Origin of the sequence: Variovorax fucosicus, from assembly GCF_030316825.1 — a bacterium.
In the GTDB taxonomy this organism is placed as follows: Bacteria; Pseudomonadota; Gammaproteobacteria; order Burkholderiales; family Burkholderiaceae_C; genus Variovorax; species Variovorax fucosicus.
This window is the reverse complement of record NZ_JASZYU010000003.1, coordinates 795763-818457: the sequence shown is the minus strand read 5'-3', so window position 1 is coordinate 818457 and position 22695 is coordinate 795763. Positions and strand designations below refer to the sequence as shown.

At 66.4% G+C, this 22695-nt stretch carries 18 protein-coding genes and 1 tRNA gene; 8 read left to right on the top strand and 11 right to left on the bottom strand.

Going from position 1 to position 22695, the window contains the following annotated elements; genetic code table 11:
• Nucleotides 1-16: 16 nt before the first annotated feature.
• Nucleotides 17-913, top strand: a complete 897-nt coding sequence (locus tag QTI05_RS21295) for a hypothetical protein (protein ID WP_286620765.1) — start codon at nucleotides 17-19, stop codon at nucleotides 911-913.
• Between the two features lie 144 nt (nucleotides 914-1057).
• The gene (locus QTI05_RS21290; RefSeq protein ID WP_286545003.1) at nucleotides 1058-1411 is read left to right on the top strand and encodes a hypothetical protein; all 354 of its coding nucleotides are present in this window, start codon (nucleotides 1058-1060) and stop codon (nucleotides 1409-1411) included.
• A gap of 36 nt (nucleotides 1412-1447) precedes the next feature.
• On the opposite strand, the gene QTI05_RS21285 is transcribed toward QTI05_RS21290, so the two are convergent.
• On the bottom strand, nucleotides 1448-1663 hold the full coding sequence (locus tag QTI05_RS21285) for a hypothetical protein (RefSeq protein ID WP_286545000.1): 216 nt from the start codon (nucleotides 1661-1663) through the stop codon (nucleotides 1448-1450).
• Nucleotides 1664-1859: 196 nt separating this feature from the next.
• Here QTI05_RS21285 and QTI05_RS21280 point away from each other — a divergent pair, with 196 nt between their 5' ends.
• Entirely contained in the window at nucleotides 1860-2318 is a 459-nt protein-coding gene (locus tag QTI05_RS21280) for a response regulator (RefSeq protein WP_286544998.1), read from the top strand.
• Between the two features lie 7 nt (nucleotides 2319-2325).
• Here QTI05_RS21280 and QTI05_RS21275 read toward each other — a convergent pair whose 3' ends face one another.
• The gene (locus QTI05_RS21275) at nucleotides 2326-3231 is read right to left on the bottom strand and encodes a LysR family transcriptional regulator (RefSeq protein WP_286620763.1); all 906 of its coding nucleotides are present in this window, start codon (nucleotides 3229-3231) and stop codon (nucleotides 2326-2328) included.
• Between the two features lie 103 nt (nucleotides 3232-3334).
• On the opposite strand from QTI05_RS21275, the gene QTI05_RS21270 reads away from it, so the two are divergent.
• Nucleotides 3335-5362, top strand: a complete 2028-nt coding sequence (locus QTI05_RS21270) for an alpha/beta hydrolase domain-containing protein (RefSeq protein WP_286620761.1) — start codon at nucleotides 3335-3337, stop codon at nucleotides 5360-5362.
• Between the two features lie 21 nt (nucleotides 5363-5383).
• On the opposite strand, the gene QTI05_RS21265 is transcribed toward QTI05_RS21270, so the two are convergent.
• From QTI05_RS21265 to QTI05_RS21245, 5 genes are all read right to left on the bottom strand, one after another.
• Nucleotides 5384-6892 (bottom strand): lyase family protein, encoded by a 1509-nt coding sequence (locus tag QTI05_RS21265; RefSeq protein WP_286620759.1) that lies wholly within the window; start codon nucleotides 6890-6892, stop codon nucleotides 5384-5386.
• Nucleotides 6893-6936: 44 nt separating this feature from the next.
• Nucleotides 6937-7010: transfer RNA gene (locus QTI05_RS21260), tRNA-Gly, on the bottom strand.
• Nucleotides 7011-7062: 52 nt separating this feature from the next.
• The gene (locus QTI05_RS21255; protein WP_286620757.1) at nucleotides 7063-9318 is read right to left on the bottom strand and encodes a xanthine dehydrogenase family protein molybdopterin-binding subunit; all 2256 of its coding nucleotides are present in this window, start codon (nucleotides 9316-9318) and stop codon (nucleotides 7063-7065) included.
• A gap of 11 nt (nucleotides 9319-9329) precedes the next feature.
• On the bottom strand, nucleotides 9330-9803 hold the full coding sequence (locus QTI05_RS21250) for a (2Fe-2S)-binding protein (protein WP_286620756.1): 474 nt from the start codon (nucleotides 9801-9803) through the stop codon (nucleotides 9330-9332).
• 31 nt (nucleotides 9804-9834) lie between these two features.
• On the bottom strand, nucleotides 9835-10212 hold the full coding sequence (locus QTI05_RS21245; protein ID WP_286620754.1) for a c-type cytochrome: 378 nt from the start codon (nucleotides 10210-10212) through the stop codon (nucleotides 9835-9837).
• Nucleotides 10213-10313: 101 nt separating this feature from the next.
• On the opposite strand from QTI05_RS21245, the gene QTI05_RS21240 reads away from it, so the two are divergent.
• The gene (locus QTI05_RS21240; protein WP_286620752.1) at nucleotides 10314-11210 is read left to right on the top strand and encodes a LysR family transcriptional regulator; all 897 of its coding nucleotides are present in this window, start codon (nucleotides 10314-10316) and stop codon (nucleotides 11208-11210) included.
• A gap of 56 nt (nucleotides 11211-11266) precedes the next feature.
• On the opposite strand, the gene QTI05_RS21235 is transcribed toward QTI05_RS21240, so the two are convergent.
• A complete protein-coding gene (locus tag QTI05_RS21235; RefSeq protein ID WP_286544982.1) occupies nucleotides 11267-11791 on the bottom strand; it encodes a MarR family winged helix-turn-helix transcriptional regulator in 525 nt (174 codons plus the stop codon).
• 165 nt (nucleotides 11792-11956) lie between these two features.
• On the opposite strand from QTI05_RS21235, the gene QTI05_RS21230 reads away from it, so the two are divergent.
• The 3 genes from QTI05_RS21230 to QTI05_RS21220 all read left to right on the top strand — a co-directional run bounded on the left by QTI05_RS21230 (nucleotide 11957) and on the right by QTI05_RS21220 (nucleotide 18998).
• Complete coding sequence (locus QTI05_RS21230) at nucleotides 11957-13786, top strand: tannase/feruloyl esterase family alpha/beta hydrolase (protein WP_286620751.1); 1830 nt, start codon at nucleotides 11957-11959, stop codon at nucleotides 13784-13786.
• A gap of 137 nt (nucleotides 13787-13923) precedes the next feature.
• A complete protein-coding gene (locus QTI05_RS21225) occupies nucleotides 13924-14862 on the top strand; it encodes a GGDEF domain-containing response regulator (protein ID WP_286544978.1) in 939 nt (312 codons plus the stop codon).
• Nucleotides 14863-14864: 2 nt separating this feature from the next.
• Complete coding sequence (locus QTI05_RS21220) at nucleotides 14865-18998, top strand: CHASE domain-containing hybrid sensor histidine kinase/response regulator (RefSeq protein WP_286620750.1); 4134 nt, start codon at nucleotides 14865-14867, stop codon at nucleotides 18996-18998.
• Nucleotides 18999-19029: 31 nt separating this feature from the next.
• Here QTI05_RS21220 and QTI05_RS21215 read toward each other — a convergent pair whose 3' ends face one another.
• Genes QTI05_RS21215 through QTI05_RS21205 form a run of 3 tightly spaced genes read right to left on the bottom strand, consistent with a single transcriptional unit; the run spans nucleotide 19030 to nucleotide 22662 of the window.
• Nucleotides 19030-20508, bottom strand: a complete 1479-nt coding sequence (locus tag QTI05_RS21215; protein ID WP_286620749.1) for an NAD-dependent succinate-semialdehyde dehydrogenase — start codon at nucleotides 20506-20508, stop codon at nucleotides 19030-19032.
• Between the two features lie 56 nt (nucleotides 20509-20564).
• Nucleotides 20565-21386 carry an ABC transporter permease gene (locus QTI05_RS21210; RefSeq protein ID WP_286544973.1) on the bottom strand — a complete coding sequence of 274 codons (822 nt, stop codon included), beginning with the start codon at nucleotides 21384-21386 and terminating at the stop codon, nucleotides 20565-20567.
• Nucleotides 21387-21405: 19 nt separating this feature from the next.
• Complete coding sequence (locus QTI05_RS21205) at nucleotides 21406-22662, bottom strand: ABC transporter permease (RefSeq protein ID WP_286620746.1); 1257 nt, start codon at nucleotides 22660-22662, stop codon at nucleotides 21406-21408.
• Nucleotides 22663-22695 lie beyond the last annotated feature (33 nt).

Genomic DNA, 22695 nt, shown 5'->3' with positions numbered 1-22695 from the left:
CCCTTAATCTGTCGCCATGCACGCTGTCGAAATCACTGCCCACGAGGTGCCCGTCGATCCGCCGCCGACCGGCGTGCCGCCGATGCCGCCTGCGATGCCGCCCGGCCCGCCACCCGAGGGCGACCCGCCCGCGGTCGAGCCGCCCATCATCGATCCGATCATCACGCCGCCAGTGGCCGACCCGCCGTTCAACGCCCTCATGCTGGGCCGCGTGCATGCGCGCCGGCTGCGCGAGGTGTACCGCTCGGCCGGCTGGCCTTGCTGCGACGCCATCGAAGTCGACCTGCTCGCAGCCGGGCTGCTGGCGCGGGTGCGATCGGCGCAGGGCCACGAGACATTGCGCGTGACCGACCGCGGCATCGCGCACATCGCGGATTCGCTCGTGGTCAACCGCGGCGCCTTGTCCACGCACGAGGCGCTGGTCGAACGCGTGGCGCGCGAGATGACGCGCAACGGCCGCATCGCCTGGCGGGGCCTGAGCCTGCGGGCCCGGCTCGCGCCGACAGAGGAGGGCGGCAAGCCGCGCTGGTGCATCGCGCGGCCCGACGTGTTCTCGATCCGCAACACCAGCGTCGAGGCCTATGCACAACCGGTCGTGCACGAGGTGAAAGTGAGCCGCGCCGACCTGCTCGGCGACCTGCGCAAACCCGACAAACGCGCCGCCTACCTCGACCTGGGCGGGGAGTGCTGGTACGTGCTGGGCAACGACGCCAGGGGCCGCTGCATCGCGTCGCCCGACGAGGTTCCCGAAGGCTGTGGCGTGCTGGTGCTCGAAGAGGGCCACCTCGCCGTGGCCCGTGCCGCCCTGCATCGGCCGGTGCAGCGCATTCCATTCGGCGTGTGGATGGCGCTGGCCAAGGCGCAGCCGGTGCCCGGTTTCGACGACGAAGCACAGGATTTGCTGGGTTCGTAGCCGGATTCGGAGTACCGGCGCCGGCCGCATCTGGGCGTAGGACGCATCCTACAAAACCTTCCTCGATTTGCCGTCCTCCACCGCTGTGGCAGAAGCATCAGATATCGACGCCCAAAAAGTAGGAGACAACCTGAGGAGACAGCTGTGAGCGAAGCGATATTTTGTTTTGATACCGCCAGCGTGCGGTTTGCGATCTATCCACCGGGCGGAGTTGGCGCGGCCCGGGTCATCGTGGAGATCGGGGAAGATCCGTTGCGTGATCATTTCGGCGCGACCGGCGGCGGCGAATCGCTGCTGGAAGCGTACCAATCGCACAGCGATGAAATCGGCGAGAAGGCCATGACGCGCTACCTGGCGGCGCCGCACAAACCCGTTTTCCTGACCAGTGCCGACTTCGACTGGATCGATCAGGTGGAAGAGATCCTGCATCTCGCACAGACCACTGCGCTGCAGGCAACCGGCGAAGAGCGGCAATCGCGCGAGCCAGCCCACGCGTAAGTTCGAACCCGTGCAGTGGGGCAGGGGCTTGCTGCGCTACGGTGGGGGCGGGGCTTCGAGCCTCGGCCCGATGCCGTACACGGCCCTCATTTGATCGAGCCGCCGCTGCACCTGGTCGAAGTACGCCACGATGTCGTCCCGGTTGCTGGACGGCAGGCCCTTGTAGGGCGGCACCAGCGCGTTGCCGAGCTTTTCGCAAGCGGCCTCCCATTCAAGCTTGGTTCGTGTGCGCTGCGATGCATCGTCATTCACCTCTGCTCCTCTTGGTTGTTCTCGCGACGATTGTGCGGACGCCGCCCGAACACGCAAGAACAAGAAAGTAGTACCGGGCGCCGAACGCTCACGCAAAGGCGGTCGGCCGCAGCCGCGCGCTGTCCTACGGGGCGAGACGCACGCTGACGGCAGCGCGCGGGGTGAGGGCACGGACACTGCCGGAAGGAGAACCGGCATGCACAAGCAAAAACTCATCACCTACCTGGCAGAAGACAACGCGGTCATTCTGGAAAACCTGATCGAGACCCTGCAGGAAATCGCGGAGGTGCGCGTGGTCGCGCATTCCGCGACCCAGGCGGAAACCGACCAGTGGCTGGCCGCGCACGACGGCAGCTGGCATCTGGCGATCGTCGATCTGCAGCTCGAAAGCGGAACTGGCCTGGGCGTGCTGGCGGGCTGCCAGAACAGGCAGCCGTACCAGAAGATCGTGGTGCTGACGAACTACGCAACGCCCGAGGTTCGCCTGCGTGCAGCAGAACTCGGTGCCGACAGGGTGTTCGACAAATCTACCGAACTCGACGAGCTGCTTGCGTACTGCGCGGAGCAGGTGGGCAACCTTCAGCACGCAGACGTGCAAAAAGCCCAAGGCGAGGCGATGAGCCGGAGCGTCATCGCCGGGGATGCGGGGGCGTGAGCGGCCGTCACTCGGCCAAATCCCGCTCGATCATGTCCACCAGCGCCGCCGCCGCCGGCGACAGCAGTGCCCGGCTCCGCATCGCGACCAGCAGCCGACGCTGAACGTCCAGTCCTTCGAGGGCGACGATGTGCAACCCCAGCGCCCCGGCATAGAGCACAGCCGCAGCGCGCGGGAGGATGGCAAGGCCGAGCCCGCACGCCACCATTCGGCACATCGAATCGAAGCTGCGCACCTGCACGCGGATTCGCACCGTGCAGCCAAGGCCCTCGGCAGCAGCCATCACCTTGCGGGTGAGCGACGCCGTGCGCGCGAGCGTGATCAGGTCGTGGTCGAGCACCCGCTCCAGCCGGACGCTCGGGGCGCTGGCCATTGCATGGTCAGCCGGGACGAGCAACACCAGGTGGTCGACATTGCAGGCGAAGGTTTCCAGATCTTCGCAAGGCACGTTGTCGCCGATCACCGCAAGCTCGGCGACGCCTTTCTGAACCGCGCGCACGGCGTCTTCGCTGAGTGCGTCCTCCAGATCGATGCGCACGTCCGGGTGCTGCTCGGCGTAGGCCGACAAGAGCCGCGGCAGGAAGCCGCCGAAGGCCGAGGGGTTCGCCCACAGGCGCAGATGGCCCGCGGCGCCGGTGCGCAGATCGTCGATCTCCAGCACCAGTTGCTCGAGGCGCGCGACAACCTCGATCGCAAGGCGGTGCAGGACTTGTCCGTTGGCGGTCGCGATCACGCCGCGCTGCCCCCGCTGCAGCAACGTGAATCCGCAATGCCGCTCCAGTTCGGCAATGCGCTTGCTCGCGGCCGCCAGCGAGATGCCGAAACGGCCCGCGCCGGCGGTCAGGCTTCCGGCATCGACCACGGCGACATACAGGCGCAGCGAGACGAGGTCGAATCGGTTCAGGTTGATCACGGTGCGCTTCCTCAATGAACGCCGAAGGTGGCCTCAATCAAAGGCGAATGGCACAACACGGTGCGATGGCAAATGATCGCCGACAAATTCCGGAGACAAAAAAATGAAAAGACTGGCAACCCCGGTATGGGGCCTGTGCGGGCGAATCGCGATCATGGCGGCGCTGCTTGCCGCACTTGTCGGGTGTGCACAGCTACCCACTTCGAGCGGTGCACCCGCGGTGGTCGAGCAGCTGCTTGTGCGCGAGCGGCAGCCGGCCTTTGCAGGGCGTGCCTTCGGCGATGCCGGGCCGTACGAGCGCGTGGTGGCGCAGGCCCAGGTGGCCCTCGACCCGTCGCACCCGGCAAACCGCGGCATCGTCGACGCAGCAGCGGCCGCGTCCGCCGACGGCAAGGTTCGCTATCAGGCCGACGTCGTCATCCTGCGGCCTCGCGACAGTGCCAAGTCCTCGGGAACATGGGTGCTCGATGTCGCGAATCGCGGCCGCAAGCTGATGCTCGAAATCGTCAATGGCGGCAGCCTTCAAACCGACCAGGCCGAGGAGGCCGGCACGGGCTGGCTGATGCGCCAGGGCCATACGTTACTGTGGGTCGGCTGGCAAGGCGATATGCCGGCCGACCCGACCGGCAAGACCGTCGGCATGGTGCTGCCGGTTGCTACGCAAGGCGGGCAACCGATCACCGGCATGGCGTTCGAGGAGAACGTGTTCGACGCGCCGGGCCAACGCGGCGTCCTGCCGCTGAGCTATCCGGCCGCCTCGCTCGATCCCTCCGCGGGCGAGTTGACCGTGCGTGCGCGGCCCGAAGCGCCGCCAACCGTGATCGGCCCGGCGCAGTGGCGCTACAAGGATGCGAAGTCGATTGAACTCGAACGGCCGGCCGGCTTCGACGCCGGTGCGATCTACCAGTTCAGGTACACGGCCCGCGACCCGCGCCCGATGGGCCTGGGCATGGCGTCGTTGCGGGACATCGTGTCGCATCTCAAGACGGGCCTGCCCGACGCGAGCGGGCAGGCGAGCCCGCTGGCAGACCTGAAGCCGAGGGTCACGGTCGCGATCGGTATCTCGCAATCGGGACGCTTCCTGCGCGACTGGGTGTGGCAGGGCTTCAACGCCGGCCCGGGCGGCCAGCGCGTGTTCGATGGCATGGTCGCAACCATCGCCGGCTCGCGCAAGACCTACACCAACGTGCGCTGGGCCCAGCCCGGCCGCTACTCGCGCCAGCATGAGGATCACTTCTTCTACGGCGACCAGTTTCCGTTTACCTACGCGACAACCACTGATCCGCTGAGCGGCCGGCGCGACGGCCTGTTTGCGCGCTGCGCCGCCGACAGCACGTGCCCGAAGGTCTTCCACCTCGACAGTGGCCTCGAGTACTGGCAAGGCCGCGCCGGACTGGTCGCCACCGATGGGGCAGGGCACGACATCGCACTGCCCGAAGACGTGCGGGTGTATCTGATGTCGTCGACGCAGCACGTCACCGCACGCACGCCGACAGCGCCCCTCTGCGAAGTGCCCATCAACCCGGCGCAACAGCAGCCGGTGTATCGCGCATTGCTGACGCGCATGGTCGAGTGGGCACGCGACAGAAAGGCGCCACCCGCCAGCCGCTACCCCACCGTGCGCGACGGCACGCTGGTACCGGCGACTGCCGCGGCCATGCGGTTCCCCGATCTCTCGCCGCTCGGCATGACGCTGCCTGCGCCCAATGCCCTCGCCGTGACCGACCACGGCGCCATGCCCGCGCGGCCCGATCCCGCGCGCACCTACACCGTGCTTGTGCCAAGAACCGACGCTGATGGAAACGACGAGGCCGGCATCCGCCTGCCCGACATTGCAGTGCCGTTGGCCACCTACACCGGCTGGAACCGGCGCAAGACCGGTTTCGCGCCAGGCCAGTTGTGCGGCCTCGACGGCAGCTACCTGCCATTTGCGGCGGATGCCCGCGAGGCCGCTGCCAGGCGCGACCCGCGGCGCTCGATTGCAGAGCGGTACCCCAGCCGCGAGGCCTACCTGACGAAGGTGCGAAGCGAGGTGCAGCGTCTGCGGGCGGACGGTTTGATGCTGGCCGAAGATGCCGAGCGCTGGATGGACAACGCGGGGAAGGATGCGCGCATTGCGGGGCTGCCGTAGGGCAGCGCCTGCGATGGAGTCTTAACGCGCTGCCGCACCCAGCTTGTCGAAATCCGAATTCAGTCGTAGCAGCGCCGACGAGATGTACGTCCGGCGTGCGTTGATCCAGGCTTCTTGATCAGCTATGCGCTTCGTCGATTCCCTGAGCATCCGCTCCATCTCCCTTGGCTGCGGGCCGCCAGCGGTCTGGCGGTTCCTGACGATGGCGATCGGATCCAGCGTTGAGCGGAACTCTGCCTCGGACATGGGCAGCACGGCCGCGGCGCCAGTGCCCTTCACCGTCTCGGCATAGATGCGCTGCGCTTCCACGTAGGGAAAGTCCAGCGGTTTGATGTTCTTGGCCTTGGCGTACTCCACCACTTCCGACGCGAAATGGTGCCCCACACGGAAGGGCAGTTTGTATTTGCGCATCAGAACGTCGGCGAGTTCCTGCGATGCCGTCCAATCGCTGTTGAGTTCTTCCAGCGCCCGATCCGGATCGACAACCAGCGCGGTCAGGATCTTGTCCCAGTTGCCCAGTACGCCGATGGCGCTGCGCACCATCGCGCTGGTGGTTCTGGACTCCTTTGCATCGCTCATGCCCGGCGGAATGTTGTGCGCCTGAAGGGCTGCTCCCAGGCCCAGGGTCAAGGCGGTCGATGCATCACGGCGAGTGCTGTTGAGCAGGCCCGGGTTGCGCTTCTGTGGCATGGCGCTGGACACGTAGGTATTGCCGTCGCCCTCCCGCAGCAGAATCCACGGGCGGGCCTGCGCGTACTGGGTCATGACGTCTTCAACGAAGGTGCCGGCATGCAGCGCGATGGCGCTGACGATGGCGCCGGCCTCGACCGGCTCGTCTACCGACGAGACCTGAGAGGCGTCATACGCGTTGTCCACCGTGGCGGCAAAGCCCAGGTAGTCCGCCATGCGCTTGCGGTTGAGCGGCCAGCTGCTGCCGTTGAGCACTGTGGTGCCCATGGACGAGCGGTCGATTCGCGCATAGGCCTCGCGGATGCGCTGCGCGTCACGGTCCAGGCCGGCCGCGATACCCAGCAGGTAGTGGCCGTAGCTATTGGGCTGGGCAGCTACACCGTTGGTGTAGTTGGGAACGATGGTGGCCTTGTGCTGGCCCGCCAGCTTCACCATGGTGCCGGTCGTCTTGTTGAGCTGATCGGCCAGGGCCAGCATGTCGTCGCGCAGGATGGCCGAGCGCAGGGTCGCCAGCATGTCCTGGCTGGAACGGCCGGCATGCAGCAGGGTGATCTCGGGGCCGGCAGCTTCGATCAGCAGCGGCTCGAAGGTGATGACATTGGTGGGCCGCTTGCCACCCGGCTTGTCGCCGTCGGCCAGCACTTTTGTGATGCCGGAGTAAACCAGCGACGTCATCGACCGGTCGAGCAGTCCTTCGTCGGTATTGATGACCGCCGTGGCCTTGTTGATCTCGCCAAGCCAGAAGAACTCGTCACGCGTCTGTCTTGCCTGCGCACCGACCTGCGGCGAGATGAAAGAGAGCGACAGGGTCACCGCGAAGGCAGCAGCGGAAAGCTTCATGCGAGTCTCTTGTCTCCGGCATTGAGGTCGCCGCGCGCGATACCTGGAGCGGGTGAAGGGAATCGAACCCTCGTATGAAGCTTGGGAAGCTGCCGTTCTACCATTGAACTACACCCGCATGCGGTGCAGATTCTACCGGCAGTCCCGATGGCTATCCGCGCACTGTCCGGTCACGCCAGGTTGAAGGGCAACTGCCGCAATGGCTTCCCAGTCACTCGCGCGATGGCGTTCGCGAACGCGGGCGCCAGCGGCGGCAGGCCGGGCTCGCCCATGCCGGTGGGCGCATCGGCGCTGGGCACGATGTGGACAGCGAACTCCGGCATGTTGGTGATGCGGGCCACGGTGAAATCGCCGAAGTTGCCTTGCTGCACTTCGCCATCCTTCAATGTGATGGCGCCGCCGGGCAGGCACATCGACAGGCCCATGACCGCCGCGCCCTGCACCTGGGCCTCTACGCTGCGCGGGTTGACGGCCAAGTTGCAGTGCACACCGCTGGTAACGCGGTCGAGCACCGGCTGGCCGTCCTTGACGGAGGCTTCCACCACGTAGGCCACCACGGAGTCGAAGGACTCATGCACCGCCACGCCCCAGGCACGGCCGGCTGGCAACTGCTTCTTGCCGTAGCCGCTCTTGTCCACCGCGAGCTGCAGCGCGGCGCGGTGGCGCGGGTGCTTGTCGCCGAACAGCTGCATCCTGTAGGCCACCGGGTCCTGCTTGGTGCTGCGGGCGATCTCGTCGATCAGGGTTTCCATCACGAAAGCGGTGTGGGTCGAACCCACGCTGCGCCACCAGAGCACCGGCACGTTGACCTGGGGGTGGTGCACGGTCAGGCGCATCGGCACCGGGTACGGGTCGCGCATGCCCTCCGTGGCCGTGGCATCGATGCCGTTCTTCACCTGGAATTCGCCGAACACCGTGCCCGTGGTGATGGACTGGCCGACGATGGTGTGATCCCACGCCAGGATCTTGCCGCGTTCGTCGAAGCCGATGCGCGCGCGGTGCAGGTGCATGGGGCGGTAGTAGCCGCCCTTGATGTCGTCCTCGCGGCTCCACAGCAGGCGCACCGGCACGTTCAGGCCGGCGCTGCGCGCGGCCTTGGCAATCTCGCAGGCCTCGACCACGAAATCGCTGGTGCCGGCAAAACGCCGACCGAAGCCGCCACCTGCCATCTGCACATTCACCATCACCTGCTCAGGCTTGAGGCCCAGCACGCGTGCCGCCGCGGCCGCGTCCAGCCCGGCGCACTGGGTGCCGACCCACAGCTCGGCGCGCCCCTCGGACAGCTTGACGGTGCAGTTGATCGGCTCCATGGGCGCATGGGCCAGATAGGGGAACACGAACTCGGCTTCCAACTGCTTGGGCGCTGTGGCCAGCGGTGCCATGTCGGCCTCGAACTTGCGCGGGCCCGGCTTCGTGGCCAGTTCACGGTACTGGGCCAGTTGCTTTTCGCTGTCCACCTTCTCCACGGCCGAGGTATCCCATTGCAACTTCAGCGCGTCGCGGCCCAGCTTGGCCGGCCAGTAGCCGTCGGCCACCACGGCGATGCCTTCGGCGCCGCGATCGAGCGGCACGCGCAGCACGGCCTTCACGCCCTTGATGGCGCGCGCCGCGCTGTCGTCCACCGACTTCAGGCGGGCACCGAACACGGGGGGATGGGCCACAACCGCGGTGAGCTGGCCGGGATGCTTGACGTCGATGCCGAAGTCCTGGCGTCCGCTGCTCTTGGCACGGGCGTCCAGCCGCGTGGTGGGGCGGCCGATGATCTTGAAATCCTTGGGATTTTTCAGCGTGATCTTCTCGGGCACTGGCAGGGCCATGGCGGCTTCGGCCAGCTCGCCGTAGCCCAGCTTGCGGCCACCCGGGCCGATCACCGTGCCGGCCTGCGTGCGCAGCGTGGCCACGTCGACCTTCCAGCGTGCCGCTGCCGCCGACAGCAGCATGGCCCGGGCGCGGGCGCCGAGCTCGCGGTACTGGGTGAAGCTGTTCTTGATCGAGTTGGAGCCGCCGGTAAGGTGCATCCCGAAGGCGGGGTCGTGGTACGCGGCGTCGTTGGTGCCGCTCTTGCTTCGCACCAGGCTCCAGTCGGCATCGAGCTCCTCGGCCAGGATCATCGGCAAGCCGGTCTGCACACCCTGGCCGAACTCCAGCCGGTTGATGGTCACGGTGACTTCGCCGTTGGTGGCGATCTGCACGAAGGCCAGCGGCTGCTGCGTCGGTTTGAGGGCGCTCGCCGCCGGGCCTGCGCCATTGGCCTGCGCCATGGCGAGGTGCGGAAAGGCGCCGAGCGCCAGGCCGCCGACGCCGGCCAGCTTCAGGAAGCTGCGGCGGGGCAGTGTTGCGGCTTCGGCTTCGTCAGGTTGGCCTGCGGCCATCAGACGCTGCAGGATGCGCGGCATTTCGCTGGGGTCGATCGAGGTGGGCAGCATGTGGCGATCCTTCAGGCGAGGGTTTTGGCGGCATCTGCCACCGCGGCGCGGATGCGGGCATAGGTGCCGCAGCGGCAGATGTTGCCGGCCATGGCCGAGTCGATCTCGGCGACCGAGGGCTGCTTGCCCTTGGGCTGCGATTTGAGGAAGGCCGTCGCGCTCATGATCTGGCCGCTCTGGCAGTAGCCGCACTGCGCCACGTCATGCTTGACCCATGCCGCATGCACCGCGGCGCCCACCGGGTCGCTGCCATTGGTTGCCGCTTCGATGGTGGTGATCTTCTTGCCCTCGGCCGCGGAGATGGGCGTGATGCACGAGCGGATGGCCTGGCCGTCCAGGTGCACGGTGCAGGCGCCGCACAACGCGGCGCCGCAGCCGAACTTGGTGCCGGTCATGCCCAGCGTGTCGCGCAGGGCCCAGAGGATGGGGGTGCCGGGGTCGGCGTCGACCGTGTGGTTCCGGCCGTTGATGTGGAGCGCGCTCATGTTCGGATCTCTGCGGTTGGATTGATGGATATCACTTGGCGCCGTCGAGCAGCCATTGCGCGAGCGACTGCACGTCGGCATCGGGAACCTGGGCCTGCGGCGGCATGGGCATCGGGCCCCACTTGCCCGAGCTGCCGCCCTTGATGCTTGCCGCGAGTTGCGCGGCGGTTCCCTTGCCGTCGCCGTACTTGGCCCCGATGTCCTTCCAGGAGGGGCCCACCACCTTGGCCGTGGGCTGGTGGCATGCGACGCACGTGTACTTCTGCGCCAGCGCCAGGCTGGCCACTGCGTGGGTCGGCCACGCGACGCTGACACCGATGCCCAGCACTGCAACGAAAGAGGTCGCCAGCGAGCGCCGGACGGCTTTGATGCGACTGGTGCTGATTTGCGGCTTTCGGGCTTCGGTCATTTTTCTGTTTCATCCTTTGCGGGTGGTGCCGACTTTAGAAACAGGGATAAGAAAGAAAAATGGGTCAATGCCGAACGCCTTGTGAAGTTAAGCTTCAAGGTATGAAGCTGAGACAACTCGATGGATTGATGGCGTTCTGGAAAGTGGCAGAACATCGCGGGTTCACCTCGGCGGCTGCGGATCTGGAGGTGTCACCCTCTGCGCTGAGTCAGGCGATCCGGCAGTTGGAGACCCGGCTGGGCGTGCGCCTGTTGAACCGAACGACACGAAGCGTCAGCCTGACGGAAGCCGGTCAGGCCTACCTCGCCCGGATCGGCCCCGCCCTGGGCCAGGTCATCGATGCGGGTGAGGAGCTACACGTGCTGCAGGGGCGGCCCGCCGGCACATTGCGCCTGAATGCCGCGCGGATTTCAACCGCGCTGGTCTTGCAGCCCATATTGGCCGGCTTCCTGCAGGAGCATCCCCATGTTCAGCTTGAACTGACCAACGACGAGGGCTTCGTGGACATCGTCGAGAAAGGCTTCGACGCCGGCGTCCGCTTTGGCGAGAGCATCCACAGGGACATGGTCGCCGTCCCCCTCGGTGGTCCGGTCGCCGTTGCGGTGGTGGCTTCTCCGGAGTACCTGCGGCGGGTTCCTGCGCCGCGCCATCCGGACGAACTTGTGCGGCACAACTGCGTGCGCTTTCGCTTTGCCGCCACGGGCGCGATCTACAAATGGGAATTCGAAGTGGAGGGCCGCCCGGTGGAGTACGAGATCCAGGGCAACCTCACCATCAGCGACACGATGTTCGGCATCGATGCTGCACTCGAGGGCGTCGGGCTTGCCTATACCTTCGAGCAGCTTGCGCGACCCTACCTCCGGGCCAAGCGCCTCAAGCGCGTATTGACGTCGTTCTCACCGACGTTTCCCGGCTTTTACTTGTACTACCCCAGCAGACACGATCAACCGTCGAAATTGAAAGCGCTGATTGAGTACGTGAGCCGGCGCAACCCTTAGCAAACGTTCGAGGGGCAGAAGTCCCGGAATCGGATCACGGGAGCCGTCGCGAATGTTCAATCGGGTTCGGCCGCGTCTATCGTGTCTCGGCAGCCCGCGACCTTGTGCAGAAGTTCAGCCAACAGAACGCGCTCACCGAAGCTGAGTCGGGACAGCATTGCCTCTTCGGTCTTGAGGATCGCCAGTGTTGCGCCAACGACGATCTGCTCGCCATGAGGGGTCAGGCGCAGGTGGTTGGATCGACGATCCGTCGCACTCGGTACTCGATCCACCAAACCTTTGCCTGTGACCCGATCGAGCCACAGCGCCATGTTCGGCGTGGATATGTCGAGGGCCTTTGCCAGACTCGACGCCGTGCAGCCGGTGTTCTCGCGCACCAGCATCAAGATCGTGTACTCCAGGCGATGCAGGCCGGTCTTGCGGCCGACGGCTGCATCGTAGATGCGGCTTGTCGCCACCGACGCTTGGGCCATCTGGTAGCCGATGACTGATTTCAGCTGAGCCTCGGACAAGTTGCCACGGGGGGTGGTGTCAGGTCGAGCTTGTTTGTGTGCCATCGGGGCATTGTCGGTCACTGCCACTCGCCCTCCAGAGGTACTCGGCTTGACCCGATGTATCTCCACAATGGAATCAAAATGTAAATCGGGCCATGGAAAACACTGACGCAAAGTAATTCCAGTGTGGAGTTAAATCTCGCCGCGGACGGTTGTTCGGGCGCCCGCGACTCACCAACAGGAGACAAACAAATGCGCACTGGAATAACGGCCGCTGGCGTGGGCCTGGCAACGCTGATTGGGCTGACGGCTTGCGGTGGCGGTGGAGGTGGTGGAGGAGGGGGCGGCGTCATTCCGCCCATTGCTGCTACGCCAGCCACGCCAGCCACACCAATCACGCCAGCCACACCGGTGACGCCGGCTACGCCAGTCACACCAGTCACGCCAGCCATTCCGCAGCTCTCCGCCGCACAGCCCGGCACACTGGGCGTCTGCGGCGCGCTTGCCAGCACGTTCTCCGCACCCAACACCACAATCGACACGGCCGTCGATGTCGCCGCTGGCGTGCTCAGCGTCGGGGGCAACTCGGTGGCCGCACATTGCCTCGTCACCGGCAAGATGTACAGCCGAACCGGAAGCGATGCCCAGACCTATGCCATCGGTTTCGAGATGAGGCTGCCGCAGGCGTGGAACGGGCGCTTCTACTATCAGGGCAACGGGGGCTTGGACGGCACGGTGGTCACTGCGGACGGTGCTGGCACCGGTGGAGGGCCCCTGACCAACCCGCTCCTGCAGGGGTTTGCGGTGGTTAGCTCCGATGCCGGGCATACCGGAGCGCAGTCGGCAACCTTCGGCTTCGAACCGCAAGCTCGGCTCGACTACGGCTATCAAGCCGCGCAGAAGATCACGCCAATGGCCAAGGCGCTGATCAAGTCGGCCTACGGAAGACAGCCGGACCGTTCCTATTTCGGTGGATGCTCCAACGGAGGGCGCCATACGCTCGTCGCCACCGCCCGTCTGGCCGAGGAGTACGACGGTTTCCTGGCGGGCGCGCCGGGCTACAACCTGCCCAAGGCGGCGGTGTCGCAGGTCTGGGGTACCCAGCAGTACGCGAAGGCGGCAACACCGGGCGCGATGACAACGGCGCCCCCGTTTCTCGGTGGCTTCCCGATCCCGGATCTGTCCACGGCCTTCACTGCAGCAGAGCGCACGACAGTTGCCAACAAGATCCTGGCCAAATGCGATGCGCTCGATCTGGCCACCGACGGTATCGTGTCGGACACCGCCAAGTGCCAAGCAGTGTTCAGCCTGAATGACGACGTTCCCACCTGCAGCGGCGCGCGCGACGGAACCTGCCTGACGACACTGCAGAAGCAGGTGGTGGGCGACATCTTTGCCGGCGCCAAGACCTCGACCGGTGCGGCGATCTACAACACGTTCCCGTTCGATCCGGGCCTGGCGGGCGCCGACTGGGCGGGATGGGAATTCGTCCTGTCGCAGGTGCTTGATCCGTTGGCCGTGGGAACCGTGTTTGGCGTGCCACCGGGGCCTCCTGTCGATGCGCTGACCGCTTCGATCGATGCGCTCACGGCATCCATCACCGCGACCAACGCAACCTTCACTGTGTCCGCGATGGATTTCATGACGCCTCCCAACCCGTCGGATCTGTCGAAGCTCAAGAATCGCGGCGCCAAGGTCATGGTTTGGCACGGCGTGAGCGACCCCGTCTTCTCGTACGACGACTCCGTCACCTGGTACAAGAACCTGACAGCGGCCAATGGGGGGGATGCATCCAACTTCGCCAGGCTGTACGGTGTGCCGGGTATGAACCATTGCGGCAACGGGCCGTCCACGGATCAGTTCGACATGCTGAGTGCGCTGGTCAAGTGGGTTGAACAGGGGGCCGCGCCAGACTCGGTCATCGCGAGTGCAAGAGGGCCTGGGAACGCCGGTGGTGTCAACCCCGAGGTGCCATCAACCTGGTCGGCCACTCGCACGCGGCCTCTGTGCTCCTATCCGAAGGTGGCTCGCTACACGGGGACGGGCAACCTCGAGTTGGCGGAGAGTTTTGCGTGTCAGTGACACGAAAGCTCACGAACGCTACGAGGTGCTGCGCGTGTCAAAAGTAAGTCGGTAGTTCGCTATTCCGGCCTGACCCGCGAGAGGGCTCGGGGTATCCTCCTGCACGGCAACGAAAAGCGGGGAGGCAGAATATCCCGATGAAAAAATCTGCAGTCGAAGCAAGCCTGCTTCTTGTCGATGACGACCCCTCGATCATCCAGGTGCTGAGCCGGATACTTTCGGACTACACCACCGTTCGATTTGCGACCAGCGGATCAGATGCCTTGCGGCTCGCAAAGGAGGCGCTGCCCGATCTGATCCTGCTCGACGCGCAGTTGGGCGACATGAGCGGCCTGGAGGTGTGCGAGGCCTTGAAGGCCGACCTGTCGATCGCCGACGTTCCGGTCATCTTCGTCAGCAGCCACCAGGAGGCCGAGCTGGAGGTGGCCGTGCTGCAGATGGGCGCGGTCGACTTCATCCGCAAGCCGTTCAATGCATCGCAGGTGACGGCGCGCGTCAACACCCAGCTCAAGCTCAAGCGGCTGTCGGACGACTTGCGCAAGTTGTCGCGAGTCGATGGCCTGACGGGCCTGCCCAACAGCCGCGCCTGGGAGGACACCCTGACGCGCGAATTGCTGCGTGCCTCGGAATCGAACCAGGCTGTTTCACTCGTCATGCTCGACGTGGACTGCTTCAAGTCGTTTGAAAACCTGTACGGCCGCAAGGCTGCGGATGCCTGTCTCGCAGCGGTGGCCGAGGTCGTGCGCCGCGGCGTTCGCCGGCCCGGTGATTTCGTGGCCCGGCTGGACAACGACCGCTTCGCCGTGATCCTTCCCGATACGCCGCCCGAGGGCGGCTTTCACGTTGCCAACCGGCTGCTTGGCGAAATTGAAGCCTTGAACATCTCGCATCAAGGCTCGCCCGTTTCGCGGCATGTGACGTGCAGCGCCGGCGTTGCCTCTTTCGATGCGGCCGTGCCTCGCGAACCCGACGCCGCCGTTGACCACGAGCCCCTTCACCGGGCGGCCGGCAGCGCGCTCGCGCAGGCCAAGCAAGCCGGCCGGGCCCAGGCCTGCCTCATGTCCGCTACTGGCTGAATGTGAGCAGCTTCGTCCGCCTGGGCCGTTCCCTTGTCGTGTTGGTGGTGGGCGTAGGCGCGGCCGTGGTCGCCGGGCTCTGGCAGGCCGAAGACAACGAGGCACGGGCGAAGACCCGCTTTGATGCGTTGACCCGCCGCGCGGTCGAGCAGGTCGCCGCCCGCATGCATGTGTACGAATACGGCCTGCGCGGGGCGCGAGGCGCGGTCATCGCCGCCGGCGGCGAGACAGGCATCACGCGGCTGGGATTCGCCCGGTACAGCGCCTCGCGCGATATCGATCGCGAGTTTCCGGGATCCCGTGGCTTCGGCTTTGTCCGGCGGGTGCCGGCCGATCATGAAGCGGCATTCATCGCCGCGGCGCGGCTGGACGGCAAGCCCGATTTCACCCTGCAGCAGCTGGGTCCGAACGACGGCGACCGCTATGTGGTCCAGTACGCCGAACCTGCCGACCGCAACGCCCCCGGCTTCGGGATCGACATTGCATCGGAGCCCAATCGCCGCGCTGCCGCCGACCGTGCGATGCTGAGCGGCGAAGCGACCCTGACGGCACCGATCACGCTGGCGCAGGAGCAGCGGCCGGTGCGCGCCTTTCTCTTGCTGTTGCCGGTCTACAGGATCGATGCACAGCTCGCCAGGTTTCAGCAGCGCTTTCGCGAGGCCATGGCGCCCGAGGTTGCGCGCGCAGAAACCGTCGGCTGGGTCTTGACGCCCCTTGCCATCGACGAAGTGCTGAAGGGGTTCGATTTTCAGGACGGCGCGTTTTCCCTTGCGCTGGCCGACATCACCCGCGCCGACAAGCCCGAGCACTTCTTCGTGTCGCCGGGCAGTGCGTCCGCTGCGGCCGGCGCGCGGATGACCGCATCACCGCTGCAACTGTTCGGACGTGTCTGGCAGGTGGAAGTGACCGCGCAGCCCCTGTTCACCACCCAGCTGAACCTGCGCGATCCCTGGGCGGTCTTCGCGGCCGGGGTCGCGTTGGCTGCAGTGCTGGCGCTGCTGTCGTATGTCTATCAGGTGACGCGACGCCGGCAGGAACTTGCCGACGAGCAGCGCTCGCGACTGGCGGCCATCGTGACCAGTTCCAACGACGCCATCATCGGCCGGCGCCTGGACGGAACCATCACCGACTGGAATGCTGCAGCAGCGCACATCTTCGGCTACACCGCGGAGGAGGCCGTTGGCCAGGCCCTGCCGGACCTGCTGGTGCCTGCGGCGTACGAGCCGGAGGAAAAGGAAATGCTGCGCCACATCGCAGAGGGCAAGTCCGTCGCCGCATTCGAGACCTTTCGCCGGCACCGCGGCGGGGCGATGGTCGCCGTTTCCGTTGCTGCGGCACCGATCCGGGCGGCCGACGGCCGGGTGGTCGGCGACGCGCAGACCGTGCGGGACATCACGCACGAAAACGCGAACAAGGCGCACATCCTCGAGCTGAACGCGATGCTCGAGCAGCAGGTGAGCGAGCGCACGGCCCAGCTGCTGGCGCTGTCGACGCGCGAGCGCGCGATCCTGACGGGGGCGGGCAGTGCCATCATCGCGACCGATGTCAACGGCGTGGTGACCTTGTTCAATCCTGCAGCGGAGGCCCTGCTGGGCTATGCGGCGTCGGAGGTGGTGGATCGCGTCGAGATGAACCGGTTTCACGACGCCCACGAGGTTCATGCGCGCGCCACGGCGCTGTCGGCCGAACTGGGCCGGCCGCTGGCGCCGGGCGAAGTGTTCGAGCCTGCACCGGGCGCGGGGTTGGCGGCCGCCAGCGAGTGGACTTACGTGCGCAAGGACGGCACCCGGGTTCCGGTTCATCTGAGTGTCAGCGCCCTGTACGACGGCGAGGCGAACGCCGTTGGCTACATCGCGATCGCGGCCGATCTCTCGGAGCGCAAGCTGGCGGAAGAGAAGATGCACGACAACGAACGCATCATGCGCATCGTGACCGACAACATTCCCGGCGTCGTCGCCTACTGGACGCCGGAGATGCGCTGCACTTTCGCGAACAACGCCCATCTGCGCTGGATGGGCCGCTCGCCCGCGCAGATGATCGGAATCACGCACATGGAGCTGATCGGCGCCGAGCAGTTCAGCAAGAACGAACCCTTCATCCGCACCGCGCTCGCCGGCCAGGAGCAGCGCGTCGAACGCACCCGCACGCTCGTGGATGGAACCACGGTGCACTACTGGCTCCACTACATTCCCGACCGGGACGGCGATGTCGTGAAAGGCTTCATCTCGGTGGCGGTCGACGTGACCGAAATGAAGCGCGTGCAGACCCAGCTCGAGAACCTCAATCTCGCCCTGAACGAGCGCCGCGACCAGGCGGAGTCGGCAAGCAAGGCGAAGAGCGAGTTCCTGGCCAACATGAGCCACGAGATCCGCTCGCCCCTGAACGCGGTGATCGGGCTGACCTATCTGCTGCGGCAGACGCCGCTGGACGCCAGGCAGCAGTCGTTCCTCCAGAAGATCGATGCGGCCGGCAATTCGCTGCTGGGCGTGATCAATGACATTCTCGACATCTCGAAGATCGAAGCCGGCGAGATGGCGCTGGACGAGTCCGAGTTCGGCCTGCGCGAGTTGCTGAAGGACGTCGCGGCCATGATGACCGTGAACGCCAACCACAGGGGCATTGCGCTGCGGCTCGACGCCCCGGAAGACCTGCCCGGCCGGGTGCGCGGCGACGTCACCCGCATCCGGCAGATCCTCGTCAACCTGCTGAGCAACGCCATCAAGTTCACTGCACAGGGTTCCGTGCGGCTGAGCGTGCAGGCACAGGAGCCCATCGGGGACCGGCTGCGCCTGCGCTTCGCGGTGACCGATACCGGCATCGGCATCGAGGCCGATGTGCTGGCCCGCCTCTTCAAGCCTTTCACGCAGGCCGACACGTCGACCACGCGCCGCTTCGGTGGCACCGGGCTGGGCCTGTCGATCGTCAAGCAGCTTGCCGAGTTGATGGGGGGCGAGCTCGGTGTCAGCAGCACGCCGGGCCGCGGCAGCGAGTTCTGGGTTGTCCTGCCGCTCGAAGTCGTAGCCGACGGCACAACCCGGCCGTCTGCGCTCGGCGCGCTGGTGGACGATGTGTCGTGGAGTACTCCGACCGAACAGCGCCTCGCATCCGTCCGTGTGCTGGTGGTGGACGACAGCCCGGTCAACCTGGAGGTCTGCCAGCACATTCTCGAGCGCGAGGGCGCACAGGTCGCCCTGGCGAACAATGGTCGCGAAGCGGTCGAACTGCTGCGTTCGACCCCTCGGGCTTTCGACCTCGTCCTGATGGATGTCCAGATGCCGATGCTCGACGGCAACGAGGCAACGCGGCTGATCCGGCGCGAACTCGGACTCACGCTGCCGGTGATCGCATTGACCGCCAGCGCACTCGTGGCGGAGCGGGAGCGCGCGTTCGAGGCGGGCATGGACGACTTCGTCAGCAAGCCCTTCGATGTGGAAGCCCTGATCCGCTGCGTGCGTGGCTATGCGGATCGGGCCCAGGGCCGGCGCGTGCCGTCGGCGGCCGAGGTGGCTGCCGATGCGGTGCATCTGCCGCTGGGCTGGCCATCGATAGAAGGCATCGACGCGACGGACGCGGTCAAGCGCCTGGGGGGCGATGTGGCGCTGTTGCGAAGCGTCCTGCGCCGTCTGCTCGCCGAGTTCGGTGATCTTGCCCGCGTGAATGCCGCATCGTCGAAGAGCGAATCGTCAGCCGTCCTGGCTGCGCGTCTGCACAAGCTCCATGGCAGCGCCGGAATGATGGGCGCCAAGGCCGTTGGCCATCTGGCGGCCGATGCCCAGGCCGCCCTGAAGGCGGGCGACCGGGGCCGGGCCGACCAGATGCTGCGTGCGCTGAGTGGCGAGCTGCACAAGTTGCAGATGGCGGCGAAACCGTTTCTCGATGCCGAGGATGCCAGGACGGTCGGTGCGGGTGCGGTCTCCGCGGCCGGTGCGGCCACGGCGGCCCAGCTCGATCCGGAGGATCTGGCGCTTTTCATCGACAGCCTGCGCAAGCAAAGCCTGGGCGCTATGGCGCTGTTCGACGAACTCGCCGCCTCGCTCACGGTTTCGCTCGGCAGTGATCGCTTCGAGGCACTGCACCGTGCCATGCAGGACCTTCAGTTCAAGCGCGCCATCGAGCTCCTGCAGGAGCCGGCCTGACCCACCTTGGGGTCGGGTCAGGCGCCGTGCGTCACTTCAGGATGTCGCCCAGGCACAGGTACTTGATCTCGACATAGTCGTCCATGCCGTGGTGCGAGCCTTCGCGTCCCAGGCCCGACTGCTTGACGCCGCCGAAGGGCACATGCTCGGTGGCGATCACGCCGGCGTTGATGCCCACCATGCCGTATTCCAGCGCCTCTGCCACGCGAAAGATGCGGCCGACATCGCGGCTGTAGAAATAGCTGGCCAGGCCGAACTCGGTGTTGTTGGCCGCATCGATGGCCTCCTGCTCGGTCTTGAAGCGGAACACCGGGGCAAACGGGCCGAAGGTTTCTTCGCGCGCGCACAGCATGTCGGCAGTGGCTTCTGCGATCACGGTCGGCTCGAAGAACTGGCCCTTGATCTTGTGCCCGCCGGCAACCACCTTGCCGCCCTTGGCCACCGCATCGTCGACGTGGCGCTGCACCTTGTCGATGGCGGCGTCCTCGATCAGCGGGCCCTGCATCACGCCGTCCTCGAAGCCGTTGCCGACCTTGAGCGCCTTGACCTTGGCAGCGAACTTCGCGACGAAGGCGTCGTAGACACCGTCCTGAACATAGAGGCGGTTGGCGCACACGCAGGTCTGGCCCGCATTGCGGTATTTGCTGGCCATTGCGCCTTCGACGGCCGAGTCGATGTCGGCATCGTCGAACACGATGAAGGGCGCATTGCCGCCGAGTTCGAGCGACAGCTTCTTGACGGTCGGCGCGCTCTGGGCCATCAGGATGCGGCCGACTTCCGTGCTGCCGGTGAAGCTCAGGTGCCGCACGATGTCGCTCTCGCACAGTTCCTTGCCGATCGCGATGCTGTTGCTGCTGTCGGCCGTGAGGATGTTGAGCACGCCGGCCGGGATGCCGGCGCGCACCGCGAGCTCGGCCACGGCCAGCGCGGTGAGCGGCGTGAGCTCTGCCGGCTTGATGACGACGGTGCAGCCGGCGGCGAGCGCGGGCGCGACCTTGCGCGTGATCATCGCCAGCGGAAAGTTCCACGGCGTGATGGCGGCGCACACGCCGATGGCCTGCTTCATGACCAGCAGGCGGCGGTTGTTGTCGAACTGGGGCAGCGTCTCGCCGTTCACGCGCTTGGCTTCTTCGGCAAACCATTCGATGAAGCTGGCGCCGTACGCCACCTCACCCTTGGCCTCGGCGAAGGGCTTGCCCTGTTCGGCCGTCATCAGGCGGCCGAGGTCTTCGGTGTTGGCGATCAGCAGGTCGAACCACTTGCGCAGCACGATGCTGCGTTCCTTGCCGGTCTTGCCGCGCCAGGCGGCCAGTGCCTTGTTGGCTGCGGCGATGGCGGCTGCCGCATCGCTGCGGGTGAGGTTGGCGACGTCGGCCAGCTTCAGGCCGGTGGCCGGGTCGTTCACCTCGAAACGGCTTGCGCCCTTGAGCCACTGGCCGTCGACCAGTGCATCGGTCTTGAGCAGGGTCGGGTCGTTGAGCAAGGCGAGGGGGGAGGTCTTCATGTCCATGTGTGTCTTCCAGGTGTGCGGAGAGGGGCTGGCTGCAGCCAGCCGGCTATCCTAGATCAGCGGCGGCGGCCACGCAGCCACTCAAGTACCAGCAGCAGGCTGGTCGTGAACACGATCAGCAGCGTCGCGACGGCCGCGATGGTCGGCGAGATGTTCTCGCGGATGCCGGTGAACATCTGGCGCGGCAGCGTGACCTGGTCGGGCCCCGCCAGGAACAACGTGACCACCACTTCGTCGAACGAGGTGGCAAAGGCGAACAGCGCGCCCGAGATCACGCCCGGCGCAATCACCGGCAGCGTGATGCGCATGAAGGTGTTGAACGGCGTTTCGCCCAGGCTCAGCGACGCGCGCACCAGGTTGTGGTTGAAGCCGGCCAGCGTGGCGAGCACGGTGGTGAGCACGAAGGGCGCGCCCAGTGCCGCGTGCACCACGATCAGGCCGAAGTAGGTGTCGGCCAGCCCGATCGGCGCGAAGTAGAGGTACGCCGCCACGCCGACCACCACGATCGGCACCACCATCGGCGAGATCAGCACGCTCATGAGCAGGCCCTTGAACGGGAAATCGGTGCGCGAGAGACCCACTGCCGCCAGCGTGCCGAGCACAGTGGCGACCACCGTCGCGGCCGGCGCGACGATGAAGCTGTTGCGCGCCGCGCGGCCCCATTCCGGCGACTGGAACAGGTTCTCGTACCACTTGAGCGACCAGCCCGGGATCGGATAGGCCAGGAAGGAGCTGCTCGAAAACGACAGCGGGATCACGACCAGGATCGGCGCCAGCAGAAAGGCCAGCACCGCGACGCAGAGCGCGCGCACCGCCCACCAGCCGAGCTTGTCGGCAAAGGTCGCGTAGGCGGGAAATTCGGGGAGAAGCTTCGGCATGTGGGTCTTTCGTGCGGCTTCAGCCCAGGCTCAGGTCGGCCTTGCCGATGCGGCGGTACACCGCATAGAGCACCAGCGTGGCGGCCAGCAGCAGGGCGCCGAGGGCGCAGGCCATGCCCCAGTTGATTTCCACATTGGTGTAGCGCGCGATGTAGTAGCTCAGCATCTGGTCGTCGGCGCCGCCCAGCAGTGCCGGCGTGACGTAGTAGCCAATGGCCAGGATGAACACCAGCAGTGCACCGGCGCCGATGCCCGGGTAGGTCTGCGGCACATACACGCGGAAGAACGCCACCAGCGGCGGGCTGCCGAGCGACACGGCCGCGCGCAGGTAGGTCGGCGGCACGCTCTTCATCACGCTGTAGAGCGGCAGGATCATGAAGGGCAGCAGGATGTGCACCATCGAAATGATCACGCCCGTGCGGTTGAACAGCAGTGCCAGCGGCTGGTCGATCAGGCCGATGCCGATGAGGCCGCGGTTGACCAGGCCTTCGGACTGCAGCAGCACGATCCAGGCCGCCACGCGCACCAGGATCGAGGTCCAGAACGGCACCAGCACCAGGATCATCAGGATGTTGGCCTTGCGCGCCGGCAGCGTCGACAGCCACCAGGCCAGGGGATAGGCCAGCAGCAGGCAGAAGAAGGTCACCACGGCGCTGATCTGGAACGTGCGCAGCAGGATGCCGCCAAAGGCGCGCTGGTCGGGCGGCATGCGCTCGACGCTGCCCGCCGCATCGCGCCGCAGGTCGACCGAGGCCAGCAGGTAGTCGGGTGTCCAGCGCGATCCGTTCTTGGCGATCGCCTGCCAGAAGGGCGGCTCGGCCCAGCGCGGGTCGAGTTCGAGCATGCGGGTCTTGACCTCGTCGGGCGTGCCGGCGATCGGCAGCGCCCGAAAGGTGTTCATCACCAGCGAGCGGGCGCCGGCGATCTCGGTGTTGAGGCGGCGCGCCAGCGCGCCGGCGTCGGAGCTGTCGGCCAGCTGGCCGAGGTCGGCCGCGATGGCTGCGAAGGCCTGCGGCGGCGGCGTGTCCTTGCGGTTCCAGTCGTCGAGCGCCCGCACCGTGCGCGGCAGCGCGTTGGCCACTTCCGGGTTTTCCACGGCACGCTGCAGCAGCGCCACGATCGGCACCAGCATCGTCAGCAGCAGGAACACCAGCAGCGGCAGCGTGAGCGAGAAGGCGCGCCATTTGCGGCGCGACTCGGCACGCGCCAGCGCGCGCCGGAGTTCGCCCGGCGGCGCGTCCGCCGGAGTCGGGGTGGTCAACGTTGCCGAACTCATTGAAAGACCTCCACGCTACGCGCTGCGCTGCTC

Bases quoted from the DNA above. Each gene is read 5' to 3' on its own strand.
- QTI05_RS21295 (WP_286620765.1), top strand. From the start codon at position 17: ATGCACGCTGTCGAAATCACTGCCCACGAGGTGCCCGTCGATCCGCCG.
- QTI05_RS21280 (WP_286544998.1), top strand. From the start codon at position 1,860: ATGCACAAGCAAAAACTCATCACCTACCTGGCAGAAGACAACGCGGTC.
- QTI05_RS21270 (WP_286620761.1), top strand. From the start codon at position 3,335: ATGAAAAGACTGGCAACCCCGGTATGGGGCCTGTGCGGGCGAATCGCG.
- QTI05_RS21265 (WP_286620759.1), bottom strand. From the start codon at position 6,892: ATGAAGCTTTCCGCTGCTGCCTTCGCGGTGACCCTGTCGCTCTCTTTC.
- QTI05_RS21255 (WP_286620757.1), bottom strand. From the start codon at position 9,318: ATGCTGCCCACCTCGATCGACCCCAGCGAAATGCCGCGCATCCTGCAG.
- QTI05_RS21250 (WP_286620756.1), bottom strand. From the start codon at position 9,803: ATGAGCGCGCTCCACATCAACGGCCGGAACCACACGGTCGACGCCGAC.
- QTI05_RS21245 (WP_286620754.1), bottom strand. From the start codon at position 10,212: ATGACCGAAGCCCGAAAGCCGCAAATCAGCACCAGTCGCATCAAAGCC.
- QTI05_RS21240 (WP_286620752.1), top strand. From the start codon at position 10,314: ATGAAGCTGAGACAACTCGATGGATTGATGGCGTTCTGGAAAGTGGCA.
- QTI05_RS21230 (WP_286620751.1), top strand. From the start codon at position 11,957: ATGCGCACTGGAATAACGGCCGCTGGCGTGGGCCTGGCAACGCTGATT.
- QTI05_RS21225 (WP_286544978.1), top strand. From the start codon at position 13,924: ATGAAAAAATCTGCAGTCGAAGCAAGCCTGCTTCTTGTCGATGACGAC.
- QTI05_RS21215 (WP_286620749.1), bottom strand. From the start codon at position 20,508: ATGGACATGAAGACCTCCCCCCTCGCCTTGCTCAACGACCCGACCCTG.
- QTI05_RS21210 (WP_286544973.1), bottom strand. From the start codon at position 21,386: ATGCCGAAGCTTCTCCCCGAATTTCCCGCCTACGCGACCTTTGCCGAC.
- QTI05_RS21205 (WP_286620746.1), bottom strand. From the start codon at position 22,662: ATGAGTTCGGCAACGTTGACCACCCCGACTCCGGCGGACGCGCCGCCG.